This is a genomic window from Rhizobium sp. BR 315 (assembly GCF_050577975.1).
Taxonomy (GTDB): domain Bacteria; phylum Pseudomonadota; class Alphaproteobacteria; order Rhizobiales; family Rhizobiaceae; genus Rhizobium; species Rhizobium miluonense.
In genome coordinates this window covers 1-24,059 of the sequence record NZ_JARWKZ010000074.1, presented here as the reverse complement: position 1 = coordinate 24,059, position 24,059 = coordinate 1, and the positions used below count along the sequence as shown (strand labels likewise).

Here is a 24,059-nt window from a genome sequence, read left to right as displayed (position 1 = left end):
ACCCAACCGGATGCGACAGGGGACAATATGATTGTTGATGACGATTGAGGCGTCGACTAGGGCGTCCGCATTGTCGAGCGTAACAAGCTCTTGCAGCGTCTCGCCGAAATGCTCGGCGACCCGCTTCAATTCTTCAAGCGACCAGGAGGCATTCGTCGTCAGGCGGCGGTTTCCGGCGGAGTAGGAAAGCCCGAGGATTTCGGAGACGGTAACGGCGAAGCGGTACTTCGGAATGCCGTGCCGTGTGAGCAATGCGGCGATGCATTGTGCGGCGAAGGCTGCTTCGCCTTCTGGATGATCCGAGCGCGTTTCGGATACATCACAATTATTTTCGCCTAATTCGCTCGTCATCTAGGAGTTCCGTATTGTGAATGTGATAAATACACGTATACATAGCGATATTATGCGCATCGTGAGCGGATCATAACGCGTCAACGTCGTTTTCGTTCCAAATCGTCGCGAGTATATGCGTGAAACTGATGATGGCAAGAAATTCGAGCTGCATAAGGTTTAGGGTGGAGATGTTGTCATGAGTGATGACTTTCGAGAAATAAAGAAAAAGCCTCACGTATCTGATATTCTGAAAGATAGGCGGCTATTCAGGCTATATCTTCCAGTATATGCCATTTTCTCTATAGTAATATTGTGGATATATCCGAGTGATTGGTTGGGGTTTATTTGTGTATTTGGATTCGGACTCTTAACATTCGGTCGCATTAATAAAATCTTCAGTGGCTCAGATTGGGGCGCGCGAGAGCAAAATAAAGAGGAGCGGGATAGTTCAGATGGCAAGCAATGATTCTCTCGGACAGCGTAGTTCCCGTGATCCCAATACCTTAGGTTTTGTAAGTAACTATGCCGGATATTTCGCCGCAGGGTTTTCCGCGTTGGCCGCTTATGCCAATGCGCTAGGGAAAAAAGGTGCTGCTGGACTAAGCCATTTGGGTCCCGCCTCCACGTTGCTCGGTGGTATCAGCGCGGGATTTGACTACAAATCATATGAGGTCGCGGGGTATACACCAGCCGAAGGTGCAATGCTTGCAGTAGGAAGTGCATACATCACAATTGGAGTTGCTGAGGTCGTAGGTACTATTGCTGCCTCAGCGGGCGCGGTGGCCCTTCTGGGAGCGGCCGCGCCTGTGATTGGCGTTGGCGTCGCGTTTGCAATTGGTTATGGTATTAATGATATTGCGCACACGATTTTCAACGACAAGACGAAATCTTTGAGGGATGTCATTTTCGGGGTCGACCCGGGAAGCGCGCTTCAAGCCACGGCCCCGTCTCCTGAACCCGTCGTTTCTGCATCAGCGCCACCCGTTGAATCCAATCTTCCGATGCCAGCCGACGTAATTGCGCATTTGTATGATCCAGGTCACTATCCGGGTTACTTCGACACAAAACCTCCTGTCGCGCCGGTTGTGCCCAGGATTCCCACAACAGCAGACGACGCCAGCCGAGCCTTGTTCGGTGACGGTGGTTTTGGCGGCGCAGGTTCGGATGGCGGTCGCAGCGGTGGCGGTCATTATGATGGCGACCCTGACGCTGGGGGCAATCCGACTGGCGGCGGCTCTTCCGGCGGTGGACAGTCTGGGGGAGGTGGATCGCATTCAAGCGGCAGCACCCGTTCCGGCAGAACCGGTGGTACACAAGGCACAAACGGTGGGCCTCCTACCGGCTATGGTGGTGGTTCATCGTCCTCTGGAACGACAGCGCACCTGGTTGGTACCACGCCTTACAGTTACACCGATCAAAACGGTAACCTAAGAACCGGTATGGTGGAGTCATATTCGGATCACACCCAAATCGCGCGTGATGTGGACGGAAAGATAGATGGCCGCATCGACATGAACGGTAGCTCCGGCGATGTCACGCACGGTACACGCAATAATGTCACCTTTGATGGCCCGGATCCAAGCCAGAGCGTGCCGGATAGCGCTGTGCATGACGAAGGCGATGACGACGACAGCCCCGTCCTCCTTGATCTCACGGGCAATGGGCTGAACCTGAACACGCTCGGGACGTCATCGCAATTTGTGAATGTGAATGGCGATGGCTACCAGCATCGCATGGCCTGGGCGGGCAACGGCACGGGCGTGCTGGTGTTCGACGCCGATGGCGACGGCAAGATCAGCAGCTCGAAGGAATTCGAATTCACCCAGTGGGATCCGACCGCAACCGGCGATCTCGAGGCACTGAAGGACGTCTTCGACACCAACGGCAACGGCAAGCTCGATGCTGGCGATGCGCAGTGGTCAAAGTTCAAGGTCATGGTCAACGGCCAGCTGGTGTCGCTGGATTCGCTTGGGATCACCTCGATCGACCTGACGCCGAAGGGCAGCGGCCAGAGTTTCAGCGATGGCTCGGCAATTACCGGCAAAACGACCTATACGAAATCCAACGGTTCGACGGGCGCGGTGGGTGATGCCGTTCTTGCCCGCGATGCCAACGGCTATATCATCAAGTCGACGGTCGTGACCAATGCCGACCAGTCGAAGAACAATACCATTCAGGCTTACAATGCCGACGGCAGCCTGGCCTTCCAGGATCTGGTGACCACGAGCGCCGACGGCAACAGCGTGACGACTCAGTTCGACGACGATGGCAACGGCACTTATGACCGCTCGCAGACCGACGTAACAAGCGTAGATCCCACGGGCGTGAGCACTCGCGTCGTGACGAATTCCAATGCCGATGGTACGCGTCGCGACCAGACCACGACGGTCACCAGCGCCGACCATAATACCATTACAACATCCATCGACACGGATGGTGACTGGGTTGTCGATCAGACCCAGGCGTTCACGACCAACTCGGACGGATCGACGACGACCACGACCAAGGCGCTAAGTGTGTCCGGCGCGACCTTAAGCCAGGTGCAGGTGCAATCGAGCGTTGACGGCCTGACGAAGACCACCAGAACCGATATCAATGGCGACGGGATCTATGAGGATGTCGTCACCGATGCGACGGTTGTTGCGGGCGACGGATCGCGCACGCGAACGGTGACCGATGCCAGCACCAATGGCACGGTTCTGTCCGTTGTGACGACGGCCACCAGCGCCGACCGGCACACGAAGACCGTGACCAGCGATCTAGACGGCAATGGCACGATCGACGAGCGCGATCTGACCCAGACCACGATCGCCGCCAACGGCGATGTGACGACCATGGTGACCACCACCAATGGCGACAACTCGAGCAGAAGCAAGGTCACGACGGTTGCCGCCGCAAACGGCCTGTCGACGACAGTCTCGACCGATGTGACCGGCGACGGTATTGCTGACCTCGTTCATTCCGACGTGACGACGGTCGGTTCCGACGGCTCGCGCACCGAGACGGTCCAGGACAGGAGCGCCAGCGGCGCCTTGCTGTCGAACAGCGTTACCACGACCAGCGCCGATGGTAAGAGCAAGAATATCTCGATCGACGCCAATGGCGACGGCGCAGCCGACAAGCAGACCATCATCTCGGTTGCCGGTGACGGAACGATCACTCAATCCGACAGCACCCTCAATCCGAACGGGACCCTGGTTTCCAAGACGGTCACCACTAGCAGTGCCGATGGTCTGTCGAAGACGATCAGCATCGACGCCAATGGCGACGGCGCCTATGACGCCGTGACCACCGATGTCATCACGGCCGGAAGTGCCGGCGCCCGCGTCGAGACCGTAACCCGCAAAAGCGGCAATGGCACGCTGATCGGCCAGACGGTGACGACAACGTCGGCCGACAGCTCGACACAGACGGTGCAGTCCGACCTTGATGGCGACGGTACTTTCGACGGGACTGTCACCGATTCGATTTCGGTGGTAACCGATAATCGCGCTGAGACCGTCACGACAACAAGCGCCAATGGCTCGCTACTGAGCGAGACGAAGACGGTAGCCAGAATGCACCGCAGGGTGATATCGATGGGGAAGGATATCGACAGCAACGGTCAATTCGACAGCACTTCCACGCATCTTATCGCGGCCGACGGTAGCCAAACGACGATGGCGATGCGGAGCAGCGCCGATGGTGTGCACCATCGTAATACCGTTGTGACCGTCAGCGCCGACAAATTGACGACGACGACAACCGATGATCTGAATGGCGATGGCGTTGTCGATCTGACGACAGTGGATCAGACGGTGATAAACGCCGACGGCAGCCGCACGGAGACGTTGACCGACAAGAGCAACACTGGTGTGTTGCTCGATAAGGTCACGACGACCACCTCGGGCAACGGCCTGACCGTCTCCAGCCAAAAGGATGTGAACGGCGACGGTACCGTCGATTCGACGACCGTGAAGGCGACCGTGCTCAACAATGACGGCTCGAAGACGACGACGACGTCCGATTATGCTGGCACCTCGCTGGCAGATCAGACCAAGGTGACTGTCAGCGCCAACGGTCTGGTGACGACGACGTCCTACGACTATGACGGCAATGGTATGGTCGATCGGACGGAGGCCGTTTCGAAGACGCTGAATGCCGATGGCTCGACTTTGGTGATTGACGCCGTCTCGACGGCTGGCGGTACGCTGGTTTCGAAGGCAACCACCACCACGACCGCGGACGGCAAGACCGTTACGAGCTGGGTCGACCTCGATGGTGACGGCACGCTGGATGTGAAGACCACTGTTGTCGTCGATGCCACCGGCCAGACGACGAAGACAGTCGAGACCTACAAGGCTGGCACCACGACGCTCCGCAGCCGCGCCGTTACCACCACCGCGGCCAATGGCCTCTCGGTAACCACGAGCTCTGATCTCGATGGCGACGGCGTCTACGAGCAGGTCATCACCGATGTCACAGTGCTCAATGCCGATGGCAGCAAGACCGAGACGGTCTCCCGGTTTGGCGTCGGCAGTACCCTCATCTCCAAGACGGCGACGACGACGAGCGGCAATGGCTTGTTGAAGCAGACCAGTTGGACCGATGGAACCGGTGCGACATTGCGCTCGGGCAGTGATGTCGTCGCGCTGAACGCCGATGGATCGAGGACGGAGGTGGTGACCAATAGCGGTGTGATCGCCAACAAGACGACGACCACGACCAGCGGCGACGGCAAGACGGTCACGGTGACCTATGACATCGACGGCAATGGCACGGTCGACCAGAAGTCCGTAACCACGAAGAATGCCAATGGCAGCGTCACCAAGACCCTGTCCGACTTGACGTCGACGGGAACGGTGTCGCACTCTACAGCGGTCACGACGAGTGCCGATGGCCTGAGCCAAACCACAAGCTACGATGTCGACGGCAACGGAACCAACGACAAGACCGTGGCCGATCTGACGGTGCTCAATACAGACGGCAGCAAGTCGACAACGGAGCGGGTCTCCACCATCAATGGCGGCACGCTGGCGCTGAGCGCCGTCACCGAGACGGATACGTCTGCCGATGGGCTGACGGTGACCACCAAATGGGATCAGACCGGTTCCGGCACCTTTACCAAGAGCCACACCGATGTGACGGTCTTGAATGCCGACGGCTCGCGGACCGAAACCGTCAGCTACTTTACCGGCACGACGCTGGCCAGCCGCTATCTGACCACGACCAGCGCCAATGGCCTGTCGATCACCTCGCAGTCGGACATGACAGGGGCTGGCACCTATGCCCAGACCTCGACAGACGTCACTGTCGTTAATGCAGACGGCACGCGGACCCGCACGGTGACCAGTACCAACGCTGACGGTTCCCTGATCTCGACGATCACCACGACGACATCAGCCAACGGACGAGTGCTGAGCACCAATGAACAGCGCACGGCGCTAGCGACTCAGACGGTCAGCGATGTTGTTAAGAACCTTGCCGACGGCTCCACCCATGAGACCGTCATGACGACGGACGCCTCCGGCAAATTGCTCGACAAGACCATCACGCTGACCAGCGCCGACAAGCGCACGGTGACGATCGACCGCGATAATAACGGCGACGGTGTTGTCGATCAGCACCAGCAAACGGTGACGGCCGATTCCGGTGTGACGACGTCGACGGTGACGGACTACAATTCGGCCGGCGTCAAGGCCGATAACTCAACGACCATTACAACGGCCGATGGCCTGCAGACCAACACCGATTGGGATCTGGACAGCAATGGCACGGTTGATCGCCGCCGCGTGACCGTCAACACCAACAATGCTGATGGCAGCAAAACCACGGTCATCTCCGATACGGACCTGACCACCGGCAAGCTGGCGTCGAAGACGACGATCCAGCAGTCTTCGGACGGCATGGTGCGCACGACCTCCAAGGATGTCGATGGCGACGGCACGGTCGACCAGGTCGAAACGCTGACCGCCGATACTACCGGCGCCACGGTCTCGATCGTCACCAATAATGCCACCGCCCAGAAGACCAATTATCTTCTTTCCGGCAAGGTCTATTGGAAGCAGGCGATCGCCGCTAAGATGGAAACCGACAGCTCTGCCGATGGTCACACGAAGACCGTCAAGTATGACTATGACGGCAATGGCACCTTTGAGGTCGTCATGCAGTCGCGGCTTCGAGTCGATGGTTCGACGGTGGCAACGGTCACCGAGACCAATGCCACTGGCGTTGTCGTTGCTACCGGCGTAATCGGCACTAGCGCCGATGGTCTGATCACTATTCTCCGCAAAGACTCCAACAACGACGGCGTCATCGATCACACGGAAACCTCGGTCACCCACAATGACGGCTCGATCACGCTGACGAAGGTCGACCTCAACGCCAGTAGCGCGGTGACCCAGACGGTCGTGGACACCGTCTCGGCCATGGGCAGCCTGACGCTGCGCGTGACCAGCGATGGCCAGGGCCGCAAGACCTCTCAGATTGCGATCGCCAACGACGGCAGCTCGGTCACCACGTCCTATGACGCCGCGAGCGGCCAGACGCTCTCCGTTGCCAACGCCAACAAGGCCGGCCTCCTGACCTCCGTCGTCCTCTACGATCCGCTGAACGCCAATCCCTGGACCCGCGTCGAGCAGTCCTTCGACGCAAATGGCAACAAGACCCTCGAGAAACAGTTCAACGATAACGGAACACGGACCGAGATTACATTCTACACGCCAACCGGTGCCCAGCAGCGCATCAATTTCTTCAATTCGGCAGGGCAGAAGACTGGAACCAGCGATTTTAATGTCACCGGCGACGGCAGCTCGGTCACCACGACCTATGACGCCGCAAGCGGCCAGACGCTCTCCGTCTCTAACGCCAACAAGGCCGGCCTCCTGACCTCCGCCGTTTTTTACGATCCGCTCAACGTTAATCCCTGGACCCGCATCGAGCAGTCTTTCGACGCCAACGGCAAAAAGACCCTCGAAAAGCAGTTCAACGATAACGGTACAAGGACGGACGTCTATTTTGTCGCTGCGAGTGGCGCGACAGATCATCTCTTTTATTACAACAGTGCCGGACAGCTAACAGGGCAAACCTGGTTCGATCTGACGAACGTGTATTCTTGGAGCAGGGCAGACAACAATTTTGATCCGAACAGCGGGCAGCTTTTGTCGCAAGTCCTCTATAACGATGACGGCACTAAAACGATTGGATATTGGGATCCAGCCAATGCTCAGACATGGTCATCTATTGTTCAGTATTTCAACACTGCGGGCCAGCTTACCAGTCAGAATGTTTTCTACGATAGCGGTGGCAAGACAACTTACGTCTACGACGTGAACAGCTCTCAGAGCTGGTCGCAGATTGCCAATGTGTATGACGGCGCTGGAAGACTTGTCACCAACGTCACGTACAGCCACGCAAGCGGTACATACACCGTCACAACGTATGACGTGTACAATAGTCAACCATGGGGAACGCTGGTTCAAAACTACGTCAACAGCGTGATCAATACCGCGAAGTCTTACAATGATGATGGCAGTTATACCAATTATCAGTATAACAGCGCCGGCAACCTGGCCTCCTGGCAGCGCTATGCCATCACCGGCGGTGGCGGAAGCCCGAATGGCGGCGGCGGCTCCAGCTATCAGATGGTCGATCAATGGCCCGACCCATATGCTCACAGCGGCCACAACCCTGTCCTTCTCGACCTGAACGGCGACGGTCACATCGACCTGCGACCGCTTGATACTAACGCACTCGCCACCGGCTCGTCTGTCACCTTCGACTGGAACGGCGATGGTGCGCGCGACGGCACTGCCTGGGTCGGGCCGCAGGACGGCTTCCTGGCGATCGATCTCGGTGAGGACGGTCAGGCCGGTCCGGACGGCAAGATCGACCAGTCGAAGGAGCTTGCCTTCTCCGAATGGGCAACGCCGGAGCAGGTGGCGGCGAATGGCGGCTCGGTTTCCGACCTGGATGGTCTGCGTCTGGCCTTCGACACCAACCATGACAATGTGCTCGATGCCAATGACGCCCGCTGGAGCGAGTTCCGCGTCTGGCGCGACGTCAATCAGAACGGCATCGTCGATGATGGCGAGTTGCAGACCATGTCGCAGGCCGGCATCAAGCTGATCAACCTGCTGTCGACCAGCAATGGCAGCCAGACCTTCTCCGACGGTTCGGCGATCACCGGCACCAGTTCGTATCAGACGACCGATGGTACCTCACATTACCTGGTCGGCGATGCCACGCTTGCCTACCAGCCGGCCATCCCGAAGCAAAATGCCGCGTAACCGGTTTTGATGATGGAGGTAGGTCGCTTCCGCGACCTGCTTGCAATCTCAGTTTTCAAAAAAGAGGACCGAATGAAGACCAAATCGCTGACGGCCCTGAGCCCGCTTGTTGGGATCGGCTTGGCATTGTCGAGTTGTGTCGGAGCTCCATTGGGCGGCACAAACCACGTCGAGACAACGCTCAGCACCCGTGCCGGCAAGCGAACCGAAGCCATCACGGCCTGGTTCCTGCATCACGATTGCACGTTCTCATCCTACCCGTATGTCGGAGTTATCGAGCCGAGCAGTCACGGCAAAGTTGACGTTGTGCACGGTCCCGTCACACCTCGCTACTCGAGAAATTCCGAAATGTATCTGTGCAACCGCAGGCAGGTTGGCGGCGCTATCATCTATTACACACCAGATGCCGGCTTTACAGGCAATGACCAATTCACGGTTCGGATTACAGGCCTGCGCGATGCAAACGGTGTACGGGATCATAGCGTAAAAGTTCGAGTGAAGTAGGCGAACTCGGGCGAGTTGGCTGCAATGAGGACAGAATGAAAAACTTCCGGACGATTTTCGCAGTTGTTTCCATGGCGATGGTTTCGGTGTCGGCAAACGCTGCACCCGTCACGACCAAGGGCGGTTATGAATATGATAAAAATATGTTGGGCGACCCTGCAGCCCTTAACTGGAACATCGAGCAATGTAGCCACTATGGCATTACACCGGACGCTCAGCAGAAGCTCGCAAAGCTGATGAATGTTGCGCCAAGCAATGTTCGTCACGAGTATTGCCGCCGTATTCTCACCGCCTATGCCAAGGGCGCCATCCCCTACGATGATTATGTCCAGTTCACGCAAAAACACGTTATGAGCGCAAGCATCGCGAGGTCATTGCGGATCACGGGTTCAGGTCCGACAATGCCGCAGCGCCGAAGCCATAAGTCGTCGGGTTTGTGATAAGCGGTGCGCACGTGAAACGCGACGAAGCGGCGGTTCGGGCGACACGCCATGCGCTCTGGATAAGGACTACGAACGCATGCCTGGCGGCCATCGCATTGACGGTATATGCGGGCGGGACCGCGCAGGCTGAGGACGCATGCCAGCCGATAAGGGACGCCATTGCCAAATTGAATGCGGCTACCCAGTTCCAGCAGAAAGGGATTATTACCGAGCTTGATGGTGGCAAATCCTATTCGTTGGATTATGTCGTCTCTGCCGGCAAAGAGTATTCGCGAAGAGATGGTGGATCCTGGAGGATTGGTTCCCGCCAGGCTGTTCCGCTCATTGTTGACGGCAAGCCCGCTGTTTACGAATGCAGCCGCACTGGAACTGGCAGTCTCGGTGAGGCGGTTACGGTGATCTATCAGTATAAGCGACTTACTGCGGACCACAGGGTGCGAGACGTTAAGGCGTGGATTGCCGAGGGCACGGGCGAACCTCTCCAGACAGAGATGATCATTGAGACCGAGCCGAATCGCAAAGCCACGTTCACGTTCAGCTACAATCAACAGGCGGATTTGCCGGCGGTTGACGGCCAATGATTTTAGCGAATTGCGCATCAAAAAAAGACGCTAGCATGTCTCCTGGACGCTCCCGCCGGACGGGATTATCACTTCCATGAACCAGACAGCCATCATTGAACCGGAGCAGCCGCCGCCCACATCCGTGGATGAGTTAAGGCGGCCCGATAGCGGCCTTGCGGCGGTTGCAGCGATTGCCGGGTATTTCCGCATCGCCTCCAACCCGGATGTTTTGGCTCGCGACCTGGCCTTGTCGGAGCCATCGGAGCGTACTGACCTGCTGCGCGCGGCAAAGCTCGTGGGCCTGAAGGCAAGGCATCTGGAGATCCAGACCGATGCCCGGCTGGCAACGTTGCCGACGCCGGCGATCGCCTGCCTGACCGACGGGCGCTTCGCGCTCTTTGGCGGGGCAGCACCCGACGACTGCTGGCGCCTCATCGATCCCGTCGACTTCTCCAGCCGCAATCTCGGGCCTCATGAACTGCTGGCCGAGACGGCAGGTCACTTCATCCTGCTGCAGCGGCGGCTGGCCGGACCGGGGTCGTCGCGCGGCAATTTCGGCTTCCGCTGGTTCCTGCCGTCGATCTGGCGCTATCGCCATGCCTTCGGCCACGTCCTGCTGGCCTCGCTGATCGTGCAGATCTTTGCGCTCGTGACGCCGCTGTTCTTCCAGGTCGTGGTCGACAAGGTTCTGGCCCATCGCAGCTATTCGACCCTGATCGTGCTGGTGATCGGCCTGGCGGCCGTTGGGCTGTTCGACGTCGTGCTGCAATATCTTCGCACCTATGCGCTGTCGCACACGACCAATCGCATCGACGTCGAGCTCGGGCGGCGGCTGTTCCGCCATATGCTCAATCTGCCGCTCTCCTATTTCGAGACGCGGGCGACCGGCCAGACGATCGCCCGCGTACGCGAGCTGGAGACGATCCGCAACTTCCTGACCGGGCAGGGGCTATTCTCCGGCCTCGATCTGATCTTCACCATCGTCTTCATCTTCGTGCTCTTCTCCTATTCGTCGAAGCTCGCCTGGATCGTCGTCGCCTCGATCCCGTTCTATCTGGCGATCGGCTTCCTGGTGCGGCCGTTCCTCAAGGAGAAGATCGACGAGAAGTTCGAACGCGGCGCCTATAGCCAGCAGCTCCTCGTCGAGACCGTCGTCGGCGTGCAGACGCTGAAGGCCTCTGCCGTCGAGCCGGTCGTCGCCTCGCAATGGGAAGAGCGGCTGGCCGGCTATGTGCAATCCTCCTTTGCCACCACCATGCTGGCCGCCAAAGGCCAGAACGCCATCCAGTACATCAACAAGATCACCTCGGCGGCGTTGCTGCTGTTCGGCGCTCAGGCTGTTATCAATGGCGAGCTGACGGTCGGCGCACTCGTCGCCTTCAACATGATTGCCGGCCAGGTCTCGCAGCCGATCCTGCGCCTGTCGCAGCTCTGGCAGGATTTTCAGCAGGTGCAGGTGTCGGTGGCGCGGCTCGCCGACATTCTCAATGCGCCGCCTGAACCGCGGCCGGAGGTCTCCGTCAGCCTGCCGAAGCCAAGAGGGGGCATCACCTTCAGGGGGGTGAACTTCCGCTACACCGCCGATGGGCCGGAAGTGCTGCGCGATATCTCGTTTTCGGTGCGCCCGGGCGAAGTGATCGGTATTGTCGGCCCGTCCGGATCCGGCAAGTCGACGCTGACGAAGCTGGTGCAGCGCTTCTATATCCCGACCCGCGGCCAGGTCTTCGTCGACGGCCAGGATATCGCCCAGGTCGATCCCGCCTGGCTGCGCTCCAATATCGGCGTCGTCCTTCAGGAGAACATGCTGTTCAACCGGACGATCCATGACAATATCTGCCTGGTCAATCCGTCGATGTCGCGGGGCGCCGCCATGCAGATGGCGCGGCTGTCCGGTGCCGACGAGTTCATCGCCAAGCTGCCGAAGGGCTATGACACGCTGATCGAGGAGCGCGGCGCCAACCTCTCCGGCGGGCAGCGCCAGCGCCTGGCGATCGCTCGCGCCTTGGCGACCAATCCGCCGATGCTGATCCTCGATGAAGCCACCAGCGCGCTCGACTATGAGAGCGAGCGCATCGTTCTTGGCAACATGCGCGAGATCGTCAAAGGCAGGACGGTCATCATTATCGCCCATCGTCTGGCGACGGTCCGTCATTGCGACCGTATCATCGGCATGAAGGATGGCCGTATTGTCGAAGAGGGCACGCATGACAGCCTGCTTACCAGGCCGAATGGCCTCTATGCCCATCTCTGGCAATTGCAGACGGGGCTCAACCAGCTATGAACCCGGTCATCCGCCCTCCTAAGAAACCGGGAAGGCCGCTGCGTCGCGGCAGGATCGAGAACGAGTTCCTGCCGGCGGCGCTTGAGATCCTCGAGACGCCGGCCTCGCCGATCCGCACCGTCTTCATCTGGTTCATCGCCATCGTCGTCGCGAGCACGTTGCTGTGGAGCTATCTCGGCACCTTCGACATCGTCTCGACGGCGCAGGGCAAGATCCAGCCGACAGGCCGGGTGAAGGTCATCCAGTCGATCGAAGTCGGCAAGACAAGATCGATTCCGGTCATCAATGGCTCTAAAGTCAAGGCCGGCGATATCGTCGTCCAGCTCGACGACACCGAGCTCAAGTCGGACGAAGAGGCAATTACTATCAATCTCCAGGCCTATCGCGGCGAGATGGTTCGCCGTAAGGCGGTCCTGGCGACGGTCGATCTTTGGCGACAGCAGGGCATTTGGACCAGCGACAGGACGATATCCGCGGCGCCGCTGGCTTTTGCGGAGGATACGCCGTCCAGCATTCGCGACCGCGAGCAGTCGATCTTTAGGGCCGATCTGTCGCAGCTTGCGGCGAGCCTTACCAATCTCGGCGCGCAACACGCCCAACAGCAAGCGACCGTCGCGAGACTCCAACAGACGATCGTGGCGCAGACGAGGTTGGTCGCTACACTCAATGAGCGGGTCGCCATTCGCGCGTCTCTGGTGGACCAGGATGCCGGCTCGAAGGCAAGCGTCATCGACGCCCTGGAGACCAGCCAGAAGGAGCAAGCGACGCTTGCTGAGGAGACTGGCCAGCTTGAGGAGGCCAAGGCCTCGCTGTCCGTGACGACCAGTGACGGCGAGAAGACGGTACTAACTTTCGTTGCGGACAATGAGCAGAAGGCGGGAGACGCGTCACGGCAGGCCGATGAGCTCGAGCGGCAACTGGTCAAGGCGCGCAAACGCCGGGACTCCATGACCGTCGCCACCCCGATCGACGGCACGGTTCAGTCATCCCTGATCAACACCATCGGTCAGGTGGTGACGACGGGTATCGATCTCATGCGTATCGTGCCGGACAATTCTGCCCTGGAAGTCGAAGCCTATCTCCCGAACAGCGATATCGGCTTCGTGACGGTCGGGCAGCCGGCTGTGGTCAAGATCGAGGCATTTCCGTTCACACGCTATGGTGTGATCCACGGCCACGTCGCCGCGGTCGCGAGAGATGCGATCCCGGAGCCCGATGCCAACCAGGTCGAAGGCGCTCCGAACAAGCAGTTGCAGTCAACCGTGCCGACGACGAATGTTCAGCGGGTGCAGAACCTTGTCTTTCCCGTTACCGTCAAGCTCGACGTGGACACAATGAATGTCGACGGCAATGTCGTGCCGCTCTCGCCTGGCATGGCGGCGACAGCGGAGATCAAGACCGGCAAGCGCCGGATCCTCGAATATCTGTTTTCGCCGATCGTCGAGGTCACGTCTCAGGCAATGCAGGAACGATGATGTAATTTTGAGGGGGAGGTTACTTCGGATGTCTGACGGCGACGGAATTGTGTCTGAGAGCTACACGATTGATGCAAATGTCCCAAGGAGAGTGGAATTCGACTACGATAGGGGCAGGGTCCTTCGGTTGTGCTTTCTGGCGTTTGTCATGGCTGCCGCCATCGCCTGTATCCCTCTTTTGCCCGAAAGGCCTGGGCATCCACACCTTAGCGCAATCTTCTGTTGGCTAGGTGCAGCATTTTTCAGCGTTTGCGGAGTCCTCTGGCTCGCCAGGGCCATCCGGCGCACGCCCGGTCTCGTCATATCGGCGGACGGGATCTATGTCGAAACTCATTTCGACGAAACCATACCGTGGCGATCTGTTCGCAACATCAGCAGACATCAGAACAGATGGGCCGATCAGATGTATGTCGATCTGGAACCCCTTGAGGCGCGAACCTTGACGAGACGCGGGCTTATGCGCTGGCTGCCCAAGAAGTTGCGGGGGAGGGGAACCCCAATCGTCGTTTCCTTGAGGCCGCTACGCCCCAATCCAGACTGGATTTACAATCGATCCCTTGAATATCTGGCCAAAGATCGCGAGCAACAGGCTCTTCCGGACGGCGCTTCCAATGTAACTCCTCAACGAGAAGACGATGTGGAGCCGGTTGTTAACCTCAAGACGCGCCCGGTCTTCACCTATAGTCTCATCGTCATCCTGATCGGCATCTACGTTGCCGAGCTGAAATTCGGCGTCGCGCCACCAAAGGACAATACGCCAAGCATCCAGACGCTTCTGGTGCTCGGCGGGACGTTTCCTGTAAGGGTGCTGCAACATGGCGAGTGGTGGCGGTTGGTAACGGCCGGCTTGCTGCACGGCAGCATCTCCCATCTGCTCTTCAATTGCTTCGCTCTGTGGCGGGCCGGGGTCCTGCTTGAACGATTGATTGGCTGGCGCTGGTTTGCCGCACTTTTCTGCATCAGTGCTATTGGGGGCTCCGTCGCATCGTTGCTCATGAATCCTCAAAACCTGGTTGGTGTCGGGGCATCCGGCGGAATCATTGGCCTCTTTGCCGCTGTCATTGTGGCAAGTTTTCATTATTCGTCTGGTCCGCTGCCATCGATCTTGCGGACGGGAGCAATTCAGATCCTCGTACCGTCCCTGCTTCCACTCGTTGGTCAAACTGCCGACGGCATGCATGTCGACTATGCCGCCCATCTCGGTGGAGCGCTCGCCGGTGGGGTGGTGTCGCTTGTCTTGCTTAAAGCCTGGCCGAATAAGCAGCCTCATCCTCGCTTCGGCATGGCTGCGCTTATCGGCACCATTGTGTTTGCGACGGTTGCGGCCGGGTCGGTCTGGCGCATTAGCGAGCTACGGGCGGAATACCTTGCAGACCCCTTCGTCCAATATTTTCAGGGGCAATACCAAATGGCAGCCGACGGCTTTGCCTCTAAGGCAAAGTTGAATGGATCGGCAGCTCCCTATTACAAGCTATGGCGTTTCATCGCTCAGTCTCGCGGGAACGACAATCGAGCTGCGGCTGATTTAGGTGACGCCGCAAACAACGTGTTTCCAACTAGTTGGCCCTATCCCATCTATGAGCTCTTCCTTGGCCAGCGGACACCGGCCGACGTCGTAGCGAAGGCAACGACAAACGACAAACTCTGCTTAGCGATGTTCTACATAGGTGAGTGGTACAGTCTGCGCAAAGAAGTCGATGAGGCGCGGCAGAAGTTCAAGGGCGCCATTTTGTCCTGCCCCACCACGCTTATGGAATATCAGGGTGCCCGGGAGGAGTTAGCCAAACTTGCAGCTCCATGAGTCGGCGGTTCGCATCCCATCAAGAGCACGAATATGGTTCCTACAAGGCACAGCGACCGGTCAGGCTTTCGAACAATGAGCCTGCTTGCTGATGGACCGTGCCGAATGAGATAGTCATGGACGGTTGGCGTTCGTCCATCTGATTGGTCCGTCATTGGCGCGTCTCTTCCGAAGGCTCAGTCTTCGGAAGAGACGGCCGGCAAGTCGCCGACGATGATCTCTTTCAGGCTGTGCCGGAGCGTTGCGACGTTGGTGGTACCATTCAGTCGCTCGAATTCTTGCTGCGCATCCTGCCAGAGAGGAGCCGCTCTCTCGTGCAAGCGTCGGCCCTCCTCCGTGAGTTCAATGATACGAACTCGGCCGTCCGCGGGTGATGGCTTGATGGTGACAAAGCCGTCGCGTTCTAGGAAGCCAACCATCTTTCCCATCGCCGTCCGCTCGATATCGAGCCGTTCCGCGAGAGCGTTGACAGCGGCACCGTCCGCTTCGTCGAGAGCCGCCAGTGTCAGGAACTGCGTGATACGCAGTCCGAGGGGCTCAAGATGGGCATCGTAGAACCGCGTGATCTGTCGGCTCGCCTTTCTCATGGCTGAGCAATTGCATTGATCGATTCCAAGCGGTTGGTTCGCCGACAACATGTCGTTTCCTTTCGAGTCCTAGTTACCGTCCGCAGGCCATATGGCGCAAAGTCCAAGGCCTCCGCATCACATAGCCTGCGGCTTGGCGGTTTCTCCACCATCTTGGCGCTTAGAACAATCCTGGCGGCGGCGTGATATAACCGGGTATCTCGGCTGCAAGCGTGCTCTTCAGGAGTGACGTTCCCTGGTCGGCCATGATCTCGCTCTTGCCGGCGGCGAGTGCGTCATAGGTCTGGCGCACCACATCCTCTGGGCTGGCTTTTGGCACATCGATGCCATTGGTCAGGTCGGTATCCACGAAACCGACATGCAGACCGAGAACCTGGATGCCACGATCTTGAAGGTGAAAGCGAAGCTGATTGGTATAGCTCCATGCCGCCGCCTTCGATGCGGCGTACGGTGTGAGATAGGGACGCGGCAACCACACGATGTCGGATAGAACATTAATGATCGCAGCATGCTGCTTGGACGACAGGACCTGTTCGAAGGCCTGCGTGACGCGGGCCACACCATAGTAATTGATATCGAACAGCTGCTTCGACTGCGCTTCGAAATCGCTTGCCAGAGGTCCGTCGATGAGAGCAGCGGTGCCCGCGTTGTTGATCAGCAGAGTGGTATCATCCGCGATTTCTGCCGCGGCGGCGATCGATGCCTTGTCCGTGACATCGATCCGGACGGGGATGATGCCGGGCTCATCGAAGCCGCTCGTGTTGCGCATGCCGGCATAGACCTTCTTTGCTCCGCGGCGACGGGCCTCGCGCGCAAAGGCTAGGCCCAGGCCGCGATTGGCTCCGGTAATGAAGACGGTGGTGTTGGTGACATCCATGACAAATTACCTCTCTAAAGCCACAGATCAGGGCATCCAATATCGATACCCGCCTGCGGGCGATAAGTTTAAAGAAAAAGGTCTTCCGACAACTGGCCGGACAGTGCCTCGCGAAGATTGGCGGCGAGAGATAACACAGCACCAAGCGGGCTCATCCGCACGCTGACGCGTGGCACCGAACCATCGGGGTTCCGGTCGACAACGACGACGGCGTTCAGGCTCTCCCCGCTTGTCAGAACCGCCTCGTATTCAAGAAAGAGGCGAGAGCCGACAGTCTCGAGAAACTGGGAATCTGCGAAGCGTAAAAGGTTCCGACCGTGTCAACGGCGAGCTTGATCTCGTGGCGTCCGATGACGGGACCTCGCAGCACGGAGCTGGTCAGTTCCGCGTCGACGGTCAGGTCGTCCAGAAACGGGTGACGTTCGCGTTGAATATTCGACATTGTTCAAACTCCTTGCCTCGACGGTTGTCACGCAAAGGCGGCGCGATTGTTGGCGATGAATTGCTGCACCGAGAGTGCCGGCGTTCCGGTAATCTTCTCGACGGCATCGTTGGTGCCGGCGAAGATGCCATCACGATAGTTCTGGGCGACTTCGACCAGGTGCTGCACGAGGAAAGGCGGAAACTTGTAGAGATTTTCCATCTTGCCCTTGAATATATCGATCGAGGTTGGTGCGTAGTCGATCTTGGCGCCAAGCACTTCGCTCATGTCGGCGGCGATCTCGATATGGTTCATCTCGATCGGTCCATGGAGGGGATAAATCTTGCCTTCATGCCCCTGCGGATTTGCCAAAAGATGCGCGATCACCCGCCCCTGATCATCGGTCGCGATTGGTGCGTGACGACCGTCGGCAAACGGAAACTCGATCTTTTTCGTGGCCCATATCTCCTTGGCGAAATGCGGATAGACGAGCCAGTCGGCAAAGAAGGTCGGGCGGAGATGCGTCGTCTGGACACCGGACCAGTCGAAGACCCGCTCGGAAACCCAATGGTCCTGTGCGGCGTGGCTCGCCGATTCACGACGCGCCGAAATCTGCGACATGTTGACGATTGCGGTCACGCCGGCTTCTTTTGCTGCCTGTGCAAAGTAGGCGGCAGCACCAAGGATGCCCGGTGCGATGGGATGAAGGAAATAGGCGGATCGAATGCCTTCCATTGCAGCCCGGATGTCATCGATATCGGTGAAGTCGCCGATGGCGATATCAACTCCCCGCTGCCTAAGGGCCGTCGCTCGCTCATCGTCCGAACGCACATAGGCGCGCACCGACTTGCCCATCTTCAGTAATTCATCGATTGCGGCACCACCGGTCCGTCCGGTTGCTCCGCTTACAAGTACCTCAGCCTCACTCATAATCTCGCTCCTTTTCGATATGAGAGCATATGCTCATATAAAGATCAAAATAAGAGCATATACTCATATCGCCAACAGGGAGCATTTGCATTTTTGCGGAGGATCATTTTTGGATCGAGTGTGAACCAGCACCAAAGGCGCCGAATGACCGGGGCGCGCGGGTTCATATCCGTTCGAGACCATCATTTGTGGTATTTATCGGGGATGCTTGTCGGTTCAGCTAGCAGACGAGCCTGCTTGCCGGCGCGGCGGCGAAACACCATTCGGCAGCACCTTTTTCGCTCAGCGGCCGGGAATAGAGGTAGCCTTGCACCAGCGTAGCTCCCAACCCTCTAAGGGCCGCAAGCTCGTCTGGTGTTTCAACTCCTTCAACCACGCATTCCAGCCCCATGTCCCGGCTGAGAGTGAGAAGAGATTTCACTATTTTGTAGCTGGCAGGCTTCTTGTGCAAATCTGTGACGAAGCTGCGGTCGATCTTGATCTTGGTCAGAGGAAGAGCATGCAGCCGGGTCAGGCTGGAATAACCGGTGCCAAAGTCGTCGAGTGAAATGCCACAACCGAGGCGCCGTAGCATTTCGACCGACGATTTGATTTGCTCGAAATCAAGCGTAAGGGCCGTTTCGGTAATTTCAAGATCAAGGCGCCCCGCGTCGAAGCGGCTGCCTTCGATGATCCCGACTAACGACAGCACCCCTTCACGGGAGTTGAGATCGTGGGCTGACAGGTTGAAGGACAGGCGCAAAGGCTCCTCCCACTGCGATGCGAAGGCAAGTGCCTTTTTAAGCAGAGGCTGCGTCAGCGAACTGACGATGCCGGCTCGTTCAGCAATTGGGAAGAATTGTCCTGGCGAGACATGTCCAAGAACCGGGCTGTACCAGCGGGCAAGAGCCTCGAAGCCAACCGTTTGCTCATCGCCTATGTTCACAATCGGCTGAAACATGACCGAAAGTTCGTCTTCCAAATTGGCTTGCTTGAGCAGATGCTCGATGCGCGCTTCGATGTTGATCTGCCTTTCGTGTTCAGCGTCAAATAGAACCGCGCCCCCACGGCGTGTCTTTTTGGCATGGTAAAGGGCATAATCCGCCCTGTCGAAAAGCTGCTCCAGAGTGGAGGCGAGGTCTGGAAAGACCGCTATTCCCATCGATGCAGATACGTGCACCGTTCCTTCCGGCAAATGATAGGGCTCCCCCAGCCGTTCGGAAATTGCGTTCGCATTTGCGACGAGCAGAGCATCGTCCGGCGCGAGCGGAGCGACAATTGCAAACTCGTCACCACCCAATCGAAACGCCCGACTGGCTTTCAAACTGGTCGTGAGGCGCCTACTGACGTCGATCAGGAGCCTATCTCCCACTGAATGTCCGTAAAGGTCATTGACCGGCTTAAAGCCATCGAGATCAATGACGCCTAAGGCCAGTCGCGTATTCTCGGCTTTGGCCCTTTCAAATTCGACTTCCAGATGCGTAAAGAACGCTCGACGGTTGGGTAGCTCCGTCAGGCTGTCGATATTCGCAAGCAAGAGATTCTCATTGCTAAGTGCTTCTGTGCGCTGCTGTGAAATAACCATGCGCTCGAAATTGCGGTAGTTTGTCAGGAGAATCGACATCATGCCCGCGCAGACCAGTGCCACATTGATTGCTATAGCAATGAAAGTCGGTTGCCTTGAGGCGATGAAGAATAAAACGAATGCACCATTGACGATCACAGTGACTATGAATGCCGCCGAGCGAACATACATTAGACAGAAGATGCAGGAGATGACCGTGATCGCCATATAGAAGGCAACGTGAGATTGAGCATATGCATCGCCATAAGGCACCAGCAAAAATGACCAGACAGTGAATGCAATGGGAAGGCCGACAGCCAGACGATTGGTGCGGACGAGTGCGGCGTGAGCCACGTCTGGCATGGGATCGATATTGCGCGTTCTCCACCAGAATGTGATCCTAAGCATGCAGCCGAGCGTAAAAAGCGCGGGAATGCCAACGGTGAGCCAAATCGGTGCTGATTGCATATGGGTGATAGAAAGCGCCCATGTGCTCGAAATCAGGATTAAATACATCATCGGCATCTGCCGCGTGAAAGCGCGGTACTGAGCTTTCAGCAGGTCCGGATTATCGGACCGAATGGACATGAAATGCTGCAATTTTTGTTTAGCTTTTAGTATTTTCATTGCGCGGCTCGTAGAGTAACGAGCGCTGCTCATAGCATAGACGTTGTTACACTATTTGAAATACACACGGTTAACTAATAAAAAATTGCTTCAACCATCAAGTGCATGTCTTGTTATTCTGAGTCGGAAGAAGAGCAGGCGCCAGATTATAGCAAGCGACATAATGCAATCGTTTCAATGAAGAACGTCCGCGCAAAGCAGAACCGTGCCGGGTTTGGCGGGCCGTTTGGTTGTCTTGCATTGCCTTGGTCAAGGTGGTTGGAGCATTCGTTATCGTCGCCGTATCGCAGAACAGGCAACGCGGCGTAAATTGATTGCTGGGATCGCGCCTCAGCGGCGACCCGGACTTCACGAACCAGCCAGCGGAGGACTGACTGAGGCGGCCGCGCCTGGCAAGATCGGCACGCTCCATTGATCTTGAACGCGCAATGGAATGGCCGCAGCTTTTTCGCCTCGGCGACACCGTCTTCTTCGGCGTGACCGATGCCTCGGGCAGGAGCGTTAGCGTTCTGCAGAGCACCTATTTCGACGGGGTACAGTACGAAGGATAGCTGAGGCTCTCCGCTCTACGTCGCGTCAGCTTGCCATACCACAAGGAGCAAGCAACAAATCGACCATGACCGCCAGTATTGGAGTGGCGAGTATATCCGATACATCGACGTCCATGAACCAAGCCGAGTTGGTGGAGGCTGCAGACCAAGCGCACTGTGATGCCAAGATGAGTGGCCATGACTGCGTTGCGGCGGACGGTGACCGGGCAAGCCGCGCCGCGGACCGTGATCGAGGGCCAAACAATGGCGATGATGTCCAGCCATCACAGGAGACGACAACCCGATGCGTAACGCGAGGGGTTTCCACCCGTCAATTCTGGCATTCATATAGGGTTCAGATGCGGCATGCAGAAATACATGCGTCCCCTAAGACACCCGCTAACTTTCGGAGGCACATATGAAAATCACCTATGCTCTCGCCCTCGCCGGCATGTTGGCATTCTCCGGCTCGGCTTTCGCTGCGTCTTCAGCCGCCACAACCACTGACACTACCGTCAAACCGGCTGCTACTACGGTAACCACCAACGCTGCGAAGCCGGCGGCAACAACGACCACGGCTGCGAAGCCGGCTGCTTCCGACGCGCAAAAGCAGGCCATTTCCAAGAAATGTTCGGCTGACGCAGATGCCAAGGGTCTGCATGGCAAGGACCGCAAGAAATTCCGCGAGCAGTGCAAGACTGCCGCCATGAAGAAGAGCTGAAGGCCGTCGACCCGAACTGCTAAATTGCGCGTATATAAGGGTGCTTCGATATAAAGGGGGCGGAGAGTAGTCTCCGGCCCCTTATCTTCACAATGTTAAATCTGTCTAGCGGATGTTCAGCGTGATCGAAATCGAACAAAGCCTGCACGAAACAATGGCGGCGATCGGGAACCGAATGGCGAAACGATCCCGACCGATCGCAAGGTGTTTCATAATTCCGTCCCTGCTGCCTGAACGATCTTCGCCTAAAGCCTCTTCAAAGCCTGGATTTCGAAGAGGTCTGTCACCACCGGCGATTGGAAGTCAGCCATTTTACGGTGGAATTACAGCTGGAACGATTTGGCCGCGTTAGTGGCGGCGAACGGGTGGAGAGCCGGCAGGCTTTGCCTGCTATTTCGTTCCGAAGCCAGAACTGCGGACACCGCCAGCCAATGTGGCTGAAATTTCAGGTATAACGGCGGAAGTATCGTTTGGGTGCCATCTTGAACCATCTATTTTAGTAATTTCTTGTTGGCCTCTGGTTGATTGCATCCCTTTGGCTGCTTGGTTTTTCCAGCACTGCAAGCGCGATGTGGACGGCTATTGTCCTCGGCGTGCCGATCGCGGCGTCGTTGCTGTGGGCAGTTTGGGACGTTCATCATCCACACGCCCACGCTTAGGCGCGGACGCGATACCGACTAGACTCACCACGAAAAGCGGCGGTGTAGCCCTAGATCGGGAAGCTGACATCAAAACTCTTCCCATTCCTTTGCTGCTGTGGCAACTGCGGTCCTTCCGCCAAAAGCACCGGCCAACTTCTGACCGAGGGCACGGGCAGGAGAGGCGATGGGCTTGGTCGCCCGGTCGATTGCGCGGACAGCGGCTTGGTTACCATCGAGCTTGAAGCCGGCGATCAGTTCCTTCAGGCGGCTGGCTTCCACGGCTAAGGTCGCACCGGCGGCATTGGTCTCCTCGACCAGCCACGATATCCGGCAATTAGGCATCGATATGCGGCAGGCTGTCTGGGCCGGCGAGCCGCTTTCCGGCGTCAACTACTGCCAGCGATATTGGTCAGGCCAGCCCATATCCAGTTCCCCGGCTGAAAGTGCCGCCAACAGTCTCGTTAATGTTCGGATGAACAAGAAGCGACAGATGCGTTGGTCGCCGATTGGCGCTCATCGAGTCCTTCAGGTACGAGCCGCTGTTGCCGACGGCCGTCTGAAACAGGCAAAGCTCGACCTCGCATCATGACCCCCACCTTTTCCCGCTCCCCCATCCACTTTGTGATTGTCGATTGGACGCGCGTGTTGCGAGGGTGTAGGCCATGCGAAAGACTAGGAAATCTTTTCTTGGATGCTTTCGTTTCGCAAGGAAACGTGCCAAGTGCCGTGGGATATTGCAGATTGATAATATAAGGTTAAGGTTGCTGACATCTTCCTGAGGCACAATCTGCTCCCCTGCAGTCGCATAGATGAAGGGCGTATGCAGCACATGAAGATTCTTGTGATAGAAGACGATCAGACAACTGCGGAATACATTTCGCGTAGCCTAAACGAGGCCGGTCATGTCTGTGACGTGATGACAGACGGTGCCGATGCGCTCTTTCAAATTACTCGCATGTCATACGACGTTCTTATTGTCGACCGCATGCTTCCGGGCCTTGATGGGTTCTCGTTAGTGAAGGCCGCCAGGGCGGCGAAAATCAAGACACCTGTGATGTTTCTGACATCGGCCAACGGCATAGATGATCGGGCTGAGGGTCTCAAGGCAGGCGGTGACGACTACCTAACAAAGCCTTTCGCATTCCATGAGCTTGTGGCTCGCCTCGCCGCTCTCGCCTTGCCCCCTGTTCAAGACCAGAAATCAGTTTTGAAAGTTGCCGATCTGGAACTCGATCTGGTAAATCGTCATGTTGAAAGGCAAGGAGTTATACGGCGTCTCACTGATCAGAACCCATTTGCCCAAGGCTTTCGTCCGATTGACATGATGCGCCAAGGCTGGCTTTCGAGCTTTCGCCATGCATCGCAGCAATGATCGACGATGTCGTCGTAGGATTTGAAGATACGGTTCGACAGCCAGTTCTCGCGCATGAAGTGCCAGAGGTTTTCGACTGGGTTCAGCTCTGGCGATTTCGGCGGCAGTGGCAGGATGGTGATGTTGGTGGGTACGACCAGATT

General features: G+C 57.5%; 17 protein-coding genes and 4 pseudogenes. 13 read left to right on the top strand and 8 right to left on the bottom strand.

The window, feature by feature from the left end:
* Positions 1-351, bottom strand: a 351-nt coding sequence (locus QD409_RS32720; protein ID WP_430764759.1) for a helix-turn-helix domain-containing protein, incomplete at its 3' end; no start/stop codon positions are given.
* 178 nt (positions 352-529) lie between these two features.
* On the opposite strand from QD409_RS32720, the gene QD409_RS32715 reads away from it, so the two are divergent.
* From QD409_RS32715 to QD409_RS32680, 8 genes are all read left to right on the top strand, one after another.
* Positions 530-799, top strand: coding sequence for a hypothetical protein (locus QD409_RS32715; RefSeq protein WP_430764758.1), 270 nt, complete (start codon positions 530-532; stop codon positions 797-799).
* 973 nt (positions 800-1,772) lie between these two features.
* Positions 1,773-8,600, top strand: a complete 6,828-nt coding sequence (locus tag QD409_RS32710) for an adhesin (RefSeq protein ID WP_430764757.1) — start codon at positions 1,773-1,775, stop codon at positions 8,598-8,600.
* 72 nt (positions 8,601-8,672) lie between these two features.
* Complete coding sequence (locus QD409_RS32705) at positions 8,673-9,104, top strand: Ig-like domain-containing protein (RefSeq protein ID WP_430764756.1); 432 nt, start codon at positions 8,673-8,675, stop codon at positions 9,102-9,104.
* 35 nt (positions 9,105-9,139) lie between these two features.
* Positions 9,140-9,544: a hypothetical protein gene (locus tag QD409_RS32700; RefSeq protein ID WP_430764755.1), complete on the top strand. Its 405-nt coding sequence runs from the start codon at positions 9,140-9,142 to the stop codon at positions 9,542-9,544.
* Positions 9,545-9,558: 14 nt separating this feature from the next.
* The gene (locus tag QD409_RS32695) at positions 9,559-10,128 is read left to right on the top strand and encodes a hypothetical protein (protein ID WP_430764754.1); all 570 of its coding nucleotides are present in this window, start codon (positions 9,559-9,561) and stop codon (positions 10,126-10,128) included.
* A gap of 76 nt (positions 10,129-10,204) precedes the next feature.
* Positions 10,205-12,391 (top strand): type I secretion system permease/ATPase, encoded by a 2,187-nt coding sequence (locus QD409_RS32690; protein ID WP_430764753.1) that lies wholly within the window; start codon positions 10,205-10,207, stop codon positions 12,389-12,391.
* On the top strand, positions 12,388-13,866 hold the full coding sequence (locus QD409_RS32685; protein ID WP_430764752.1) for an HlyD family type I secretion periplasmic adaptor subunit: 1,479 nt from the start codon (positions 12,388-12,390) through the stop codon (positions 13,864-13,866). Before QD409_RS32690 ends, QD409_RS32685 begins: the two co-directional genes overlap by 4 nt.
* 28 nt (positions 13,867-13,894) lie before the next feature.
* Positions 13,895-15,667: a rhomboid family intramembrane serine protease gene (locus QD409_RS32680; protein ID WP_430764751.1), complete on the top strand. Its 1,773-nt coding sequence runs from the start codon at positions 13,895-13,897 to the stop codon at positions 15,665-15,667.
* Between the two features lie 176 nt (positions 15,668-15,843).
* Here QD409_RS32680 and QD409_RS32675 read toward each other — a convergent pair whose 3' ends face one another.
* From QD409_RS32675 to QD409_RS32655, 5 genes are all read right to left on the bottom strand, one after another.
* On the bottom strand, positions 15,844-16,305 hold the full coding sequence (locus QD409_RS32675; protein ID WP_430764750.1) for a MarR family winged helix-turn-helix transcriptional regulator: 462 nt from the start codon (positions 16,303-16,305) through the stop codon (positions 15,844-15,846).
* 109 nt (positions 16,306-16,414) lie between these two features.
* Positions 16,415-17,131 (bottom strand): SDR family oxidoreductase, encoded by a 717-nt coding sequence (locus QD409_RS32670; RefSeq protein WP_430764749.1) that lies wholly within the window; start codon positions 17,129-17,131, stop codon positions 16,415-16,417.
* 232 nt (positions 17,132-17,363) lie between these two features.
* Entirely contained in the window at positions 17,364-17,573 is a 210-nt protein-coding gene (locus QD409_RS32665; protein WP_430764748.1) for a hypothetical protein, read from the bottom strand.
* A 27-nt stretch (positions 17,574-17,600) separates the two neighbouring features.
* On the bottom strand, positions 17,601-18,482 hold the full coding sequence (locus QD409_RS32660; RefSeq protein ID WP_430764747.1) for an NmrA family NAD(P)-binding protein: 882 nt from the start codon (positions 18,480-18,482) through the stop codon (positions 17,601-17,603).
* Positions 18,483-18,702: 220 nt separating this feature from the next.
* Positions 18,703-20,652 (bottom strand): putative bifunctional diguanylate cyclase/phosphodiesterase, encoded by a 1,950-nt coding sequence (locus tag QD409_RS32655; RefSeq protein WP_430764746.1) that lies wholly within the window; start codon positions 20,650-20,652, stop codon positions 18,703-18,705.
* 338 nt (positions 20,653-20,990) lie between these two features.
* Between QD409_RS32655 and QD409_RS32650 the strand changes: the two are divergent.
* From QD409_RS32650 to QD409_RS32640, 3 genes and pseudogenes are all read left to right on the top strand, one after another.
* A pseudogene (locus QD409_RS32650) lies at positions 20,991-21,182 on the top strand (gamma-glutamyltransferase); the annotation flags it as partial.
* Positions 21,183-21,600: 418 nt separating this feature from the next.
* Positions 21,601-21,903: a PsiF family protein gene (locus QD409_RS32645; RefSeq protein WP_430764745.1), complete on the top strand. Its 303-nt coding sequence runs from the start codon at positions 21,601-21,603 to the stop codon at positions 21,901-21,903.
* 515 nt (positions 21,904-22,418) lie between these two features.
* Positions 22,419-22,562, top strand: a pseudogene (locus QD409_RS32640) (hypothetical protein); the annotation flags it as partial.
* Positions 22,563-22,631: 69 nt separating this feature from the next.
* Here the strand turns inward: QD409_RS32640 and QD409_RS32635 are convergent.
* Positions 22,632-22,886 (bottom strand): hypothetical protein, encoded by a 255-nt coding sequence (locus QD409_RS32635; protein WP_430764760.1) that lies wholly within the window; start codon positions 22,884-22,886, stop codon positions 22,632-22,634.
* A gap of 43 nt (positions 22,887-22,929) precedes the next feature.
* Here QD409_RS32635 and QD409_RS32630 point away from each other — a divergent pair.
* A pseudogene (locus tag QD409_RS32630) lies at positions 22,930-23,133 on the top strand (ISKra4 family transposase); the annotation flags it as partial.
* Between the two features lie 240 nt (positions 23,134-23,373).
* A pseudogene (locus QD409_RS32625) lies at positions 23,374-23,808 on the top strand (response regulator); the annotation flags it as partial.
* Positions 23,809-23,828: 20 nt separating this feature from the next.
* On the opposite strand, the gene QD409_RS32620 reads toward QD409_RS32625, so the two are convergent.
* Positions 23,829-24,059: transposase (locus QD409_RS32620; protein WP_430764744.1), on the bottom strand; the 231-nt coding region annotated here is incomplete at its 5' end.

Bases quoted from the DNA above. Each gene is read 5' to 3' on its own strand.
- QD409_RS32635 (WP_430764760.1), bottom strand. From the start codon at position 22,886: ATGCCTAATTGCCGGATATCGTGGCTGGTCGAGGAGACCAATGCCGCC.
- QD409_RS32655 (WP_430764746.1), bottom strand. From the start codon at position 20,652: ATGAAAATACTAAAAGCTAAACAAAAATTGCAGCATTTCATGTCCATT.
- QD409_RS32715 (WP_430764758.1), top strand. From the start codon at position 530: ATGAGTGATGACTTTCGAGAAATAAAGAAAAAGCCTCACGTATCTGAT.
- QD409_RS32685 (WP_430764752.1), top strand. From the start codon at position 12,388: ATGAACCCGGTCATCCGCCCTCCTAAGAAACCGGGAAGGCCGCTGCGT.
- QD409_RS32690 (WP_430764753.1), top strand. From the start codon at position 10,205: ATGAACCAGACAGCCATCATTGAACCGGAGCAGCCGCCGCCCACATCC.
- QD409_RS32705 (WP_430764756.1), top strand. From the start codon at position 8,673: ATGAAGACCAAATCGCTGACGGCCCTGAGCCCGCTTGTTGGGATCGGC.
- QD409_RS32680 (WP_430764751.1), top strand. From the start codon at position 13,895: ATGTCTGACGGCGACGGAATTGTGTCTGAGAGCTACACGATTGATGCA.
- QD409_RS32710 (WP_430764757.1), top strand. From the start codon at position 1,773: ATGGTGGAGTCATATTCGGATCACACCCAAATCGCGCGTGATGTGGAC.
- QD409_RS32645 (WP_430764745.1), top strand. From the start codon at position 21,601: ATGAAAATCACCTATGCTCTCGCCCTCGCCGGCATGTTGGCATTCTCC.
- QD409_RS32665 (WP_430764748.1), bottom strand. From the start codon at position 17,573: ATGTCGAATATTCAACGCGAACGTCACCCGTTTCTGGACGACCTGACC.
- QD409_RS32700 (WP_430764755.1), top strand. From the start codon at position 9,140: ATGAAAAACTTCCGGACGATTTTCGCAGTTGTTTCCATGGCGATGGTT.
- QD409_RS32675 (WP_430764750.1), bottom strand. From the start codon at position 16,305: ATGTTGTCGGCGAACCAACCGCTTGGAATCGATCAATGCAATTGCTCA.
- QD409_RS32670 (WP_430764749.1), bottom strand. From the start codon at position 17,131: ATGGATGTCACCAACACCACCGTCTTCATTACCGGAGCCAATCGCGGC.
- QD409_RS32660 (WP_430764747.1), bottom strand. From the start codon at position 18,482: ATGAGTGAGGCTGAGGTACTTGTAAGCGGAGCAACCGGACGGACCGGT.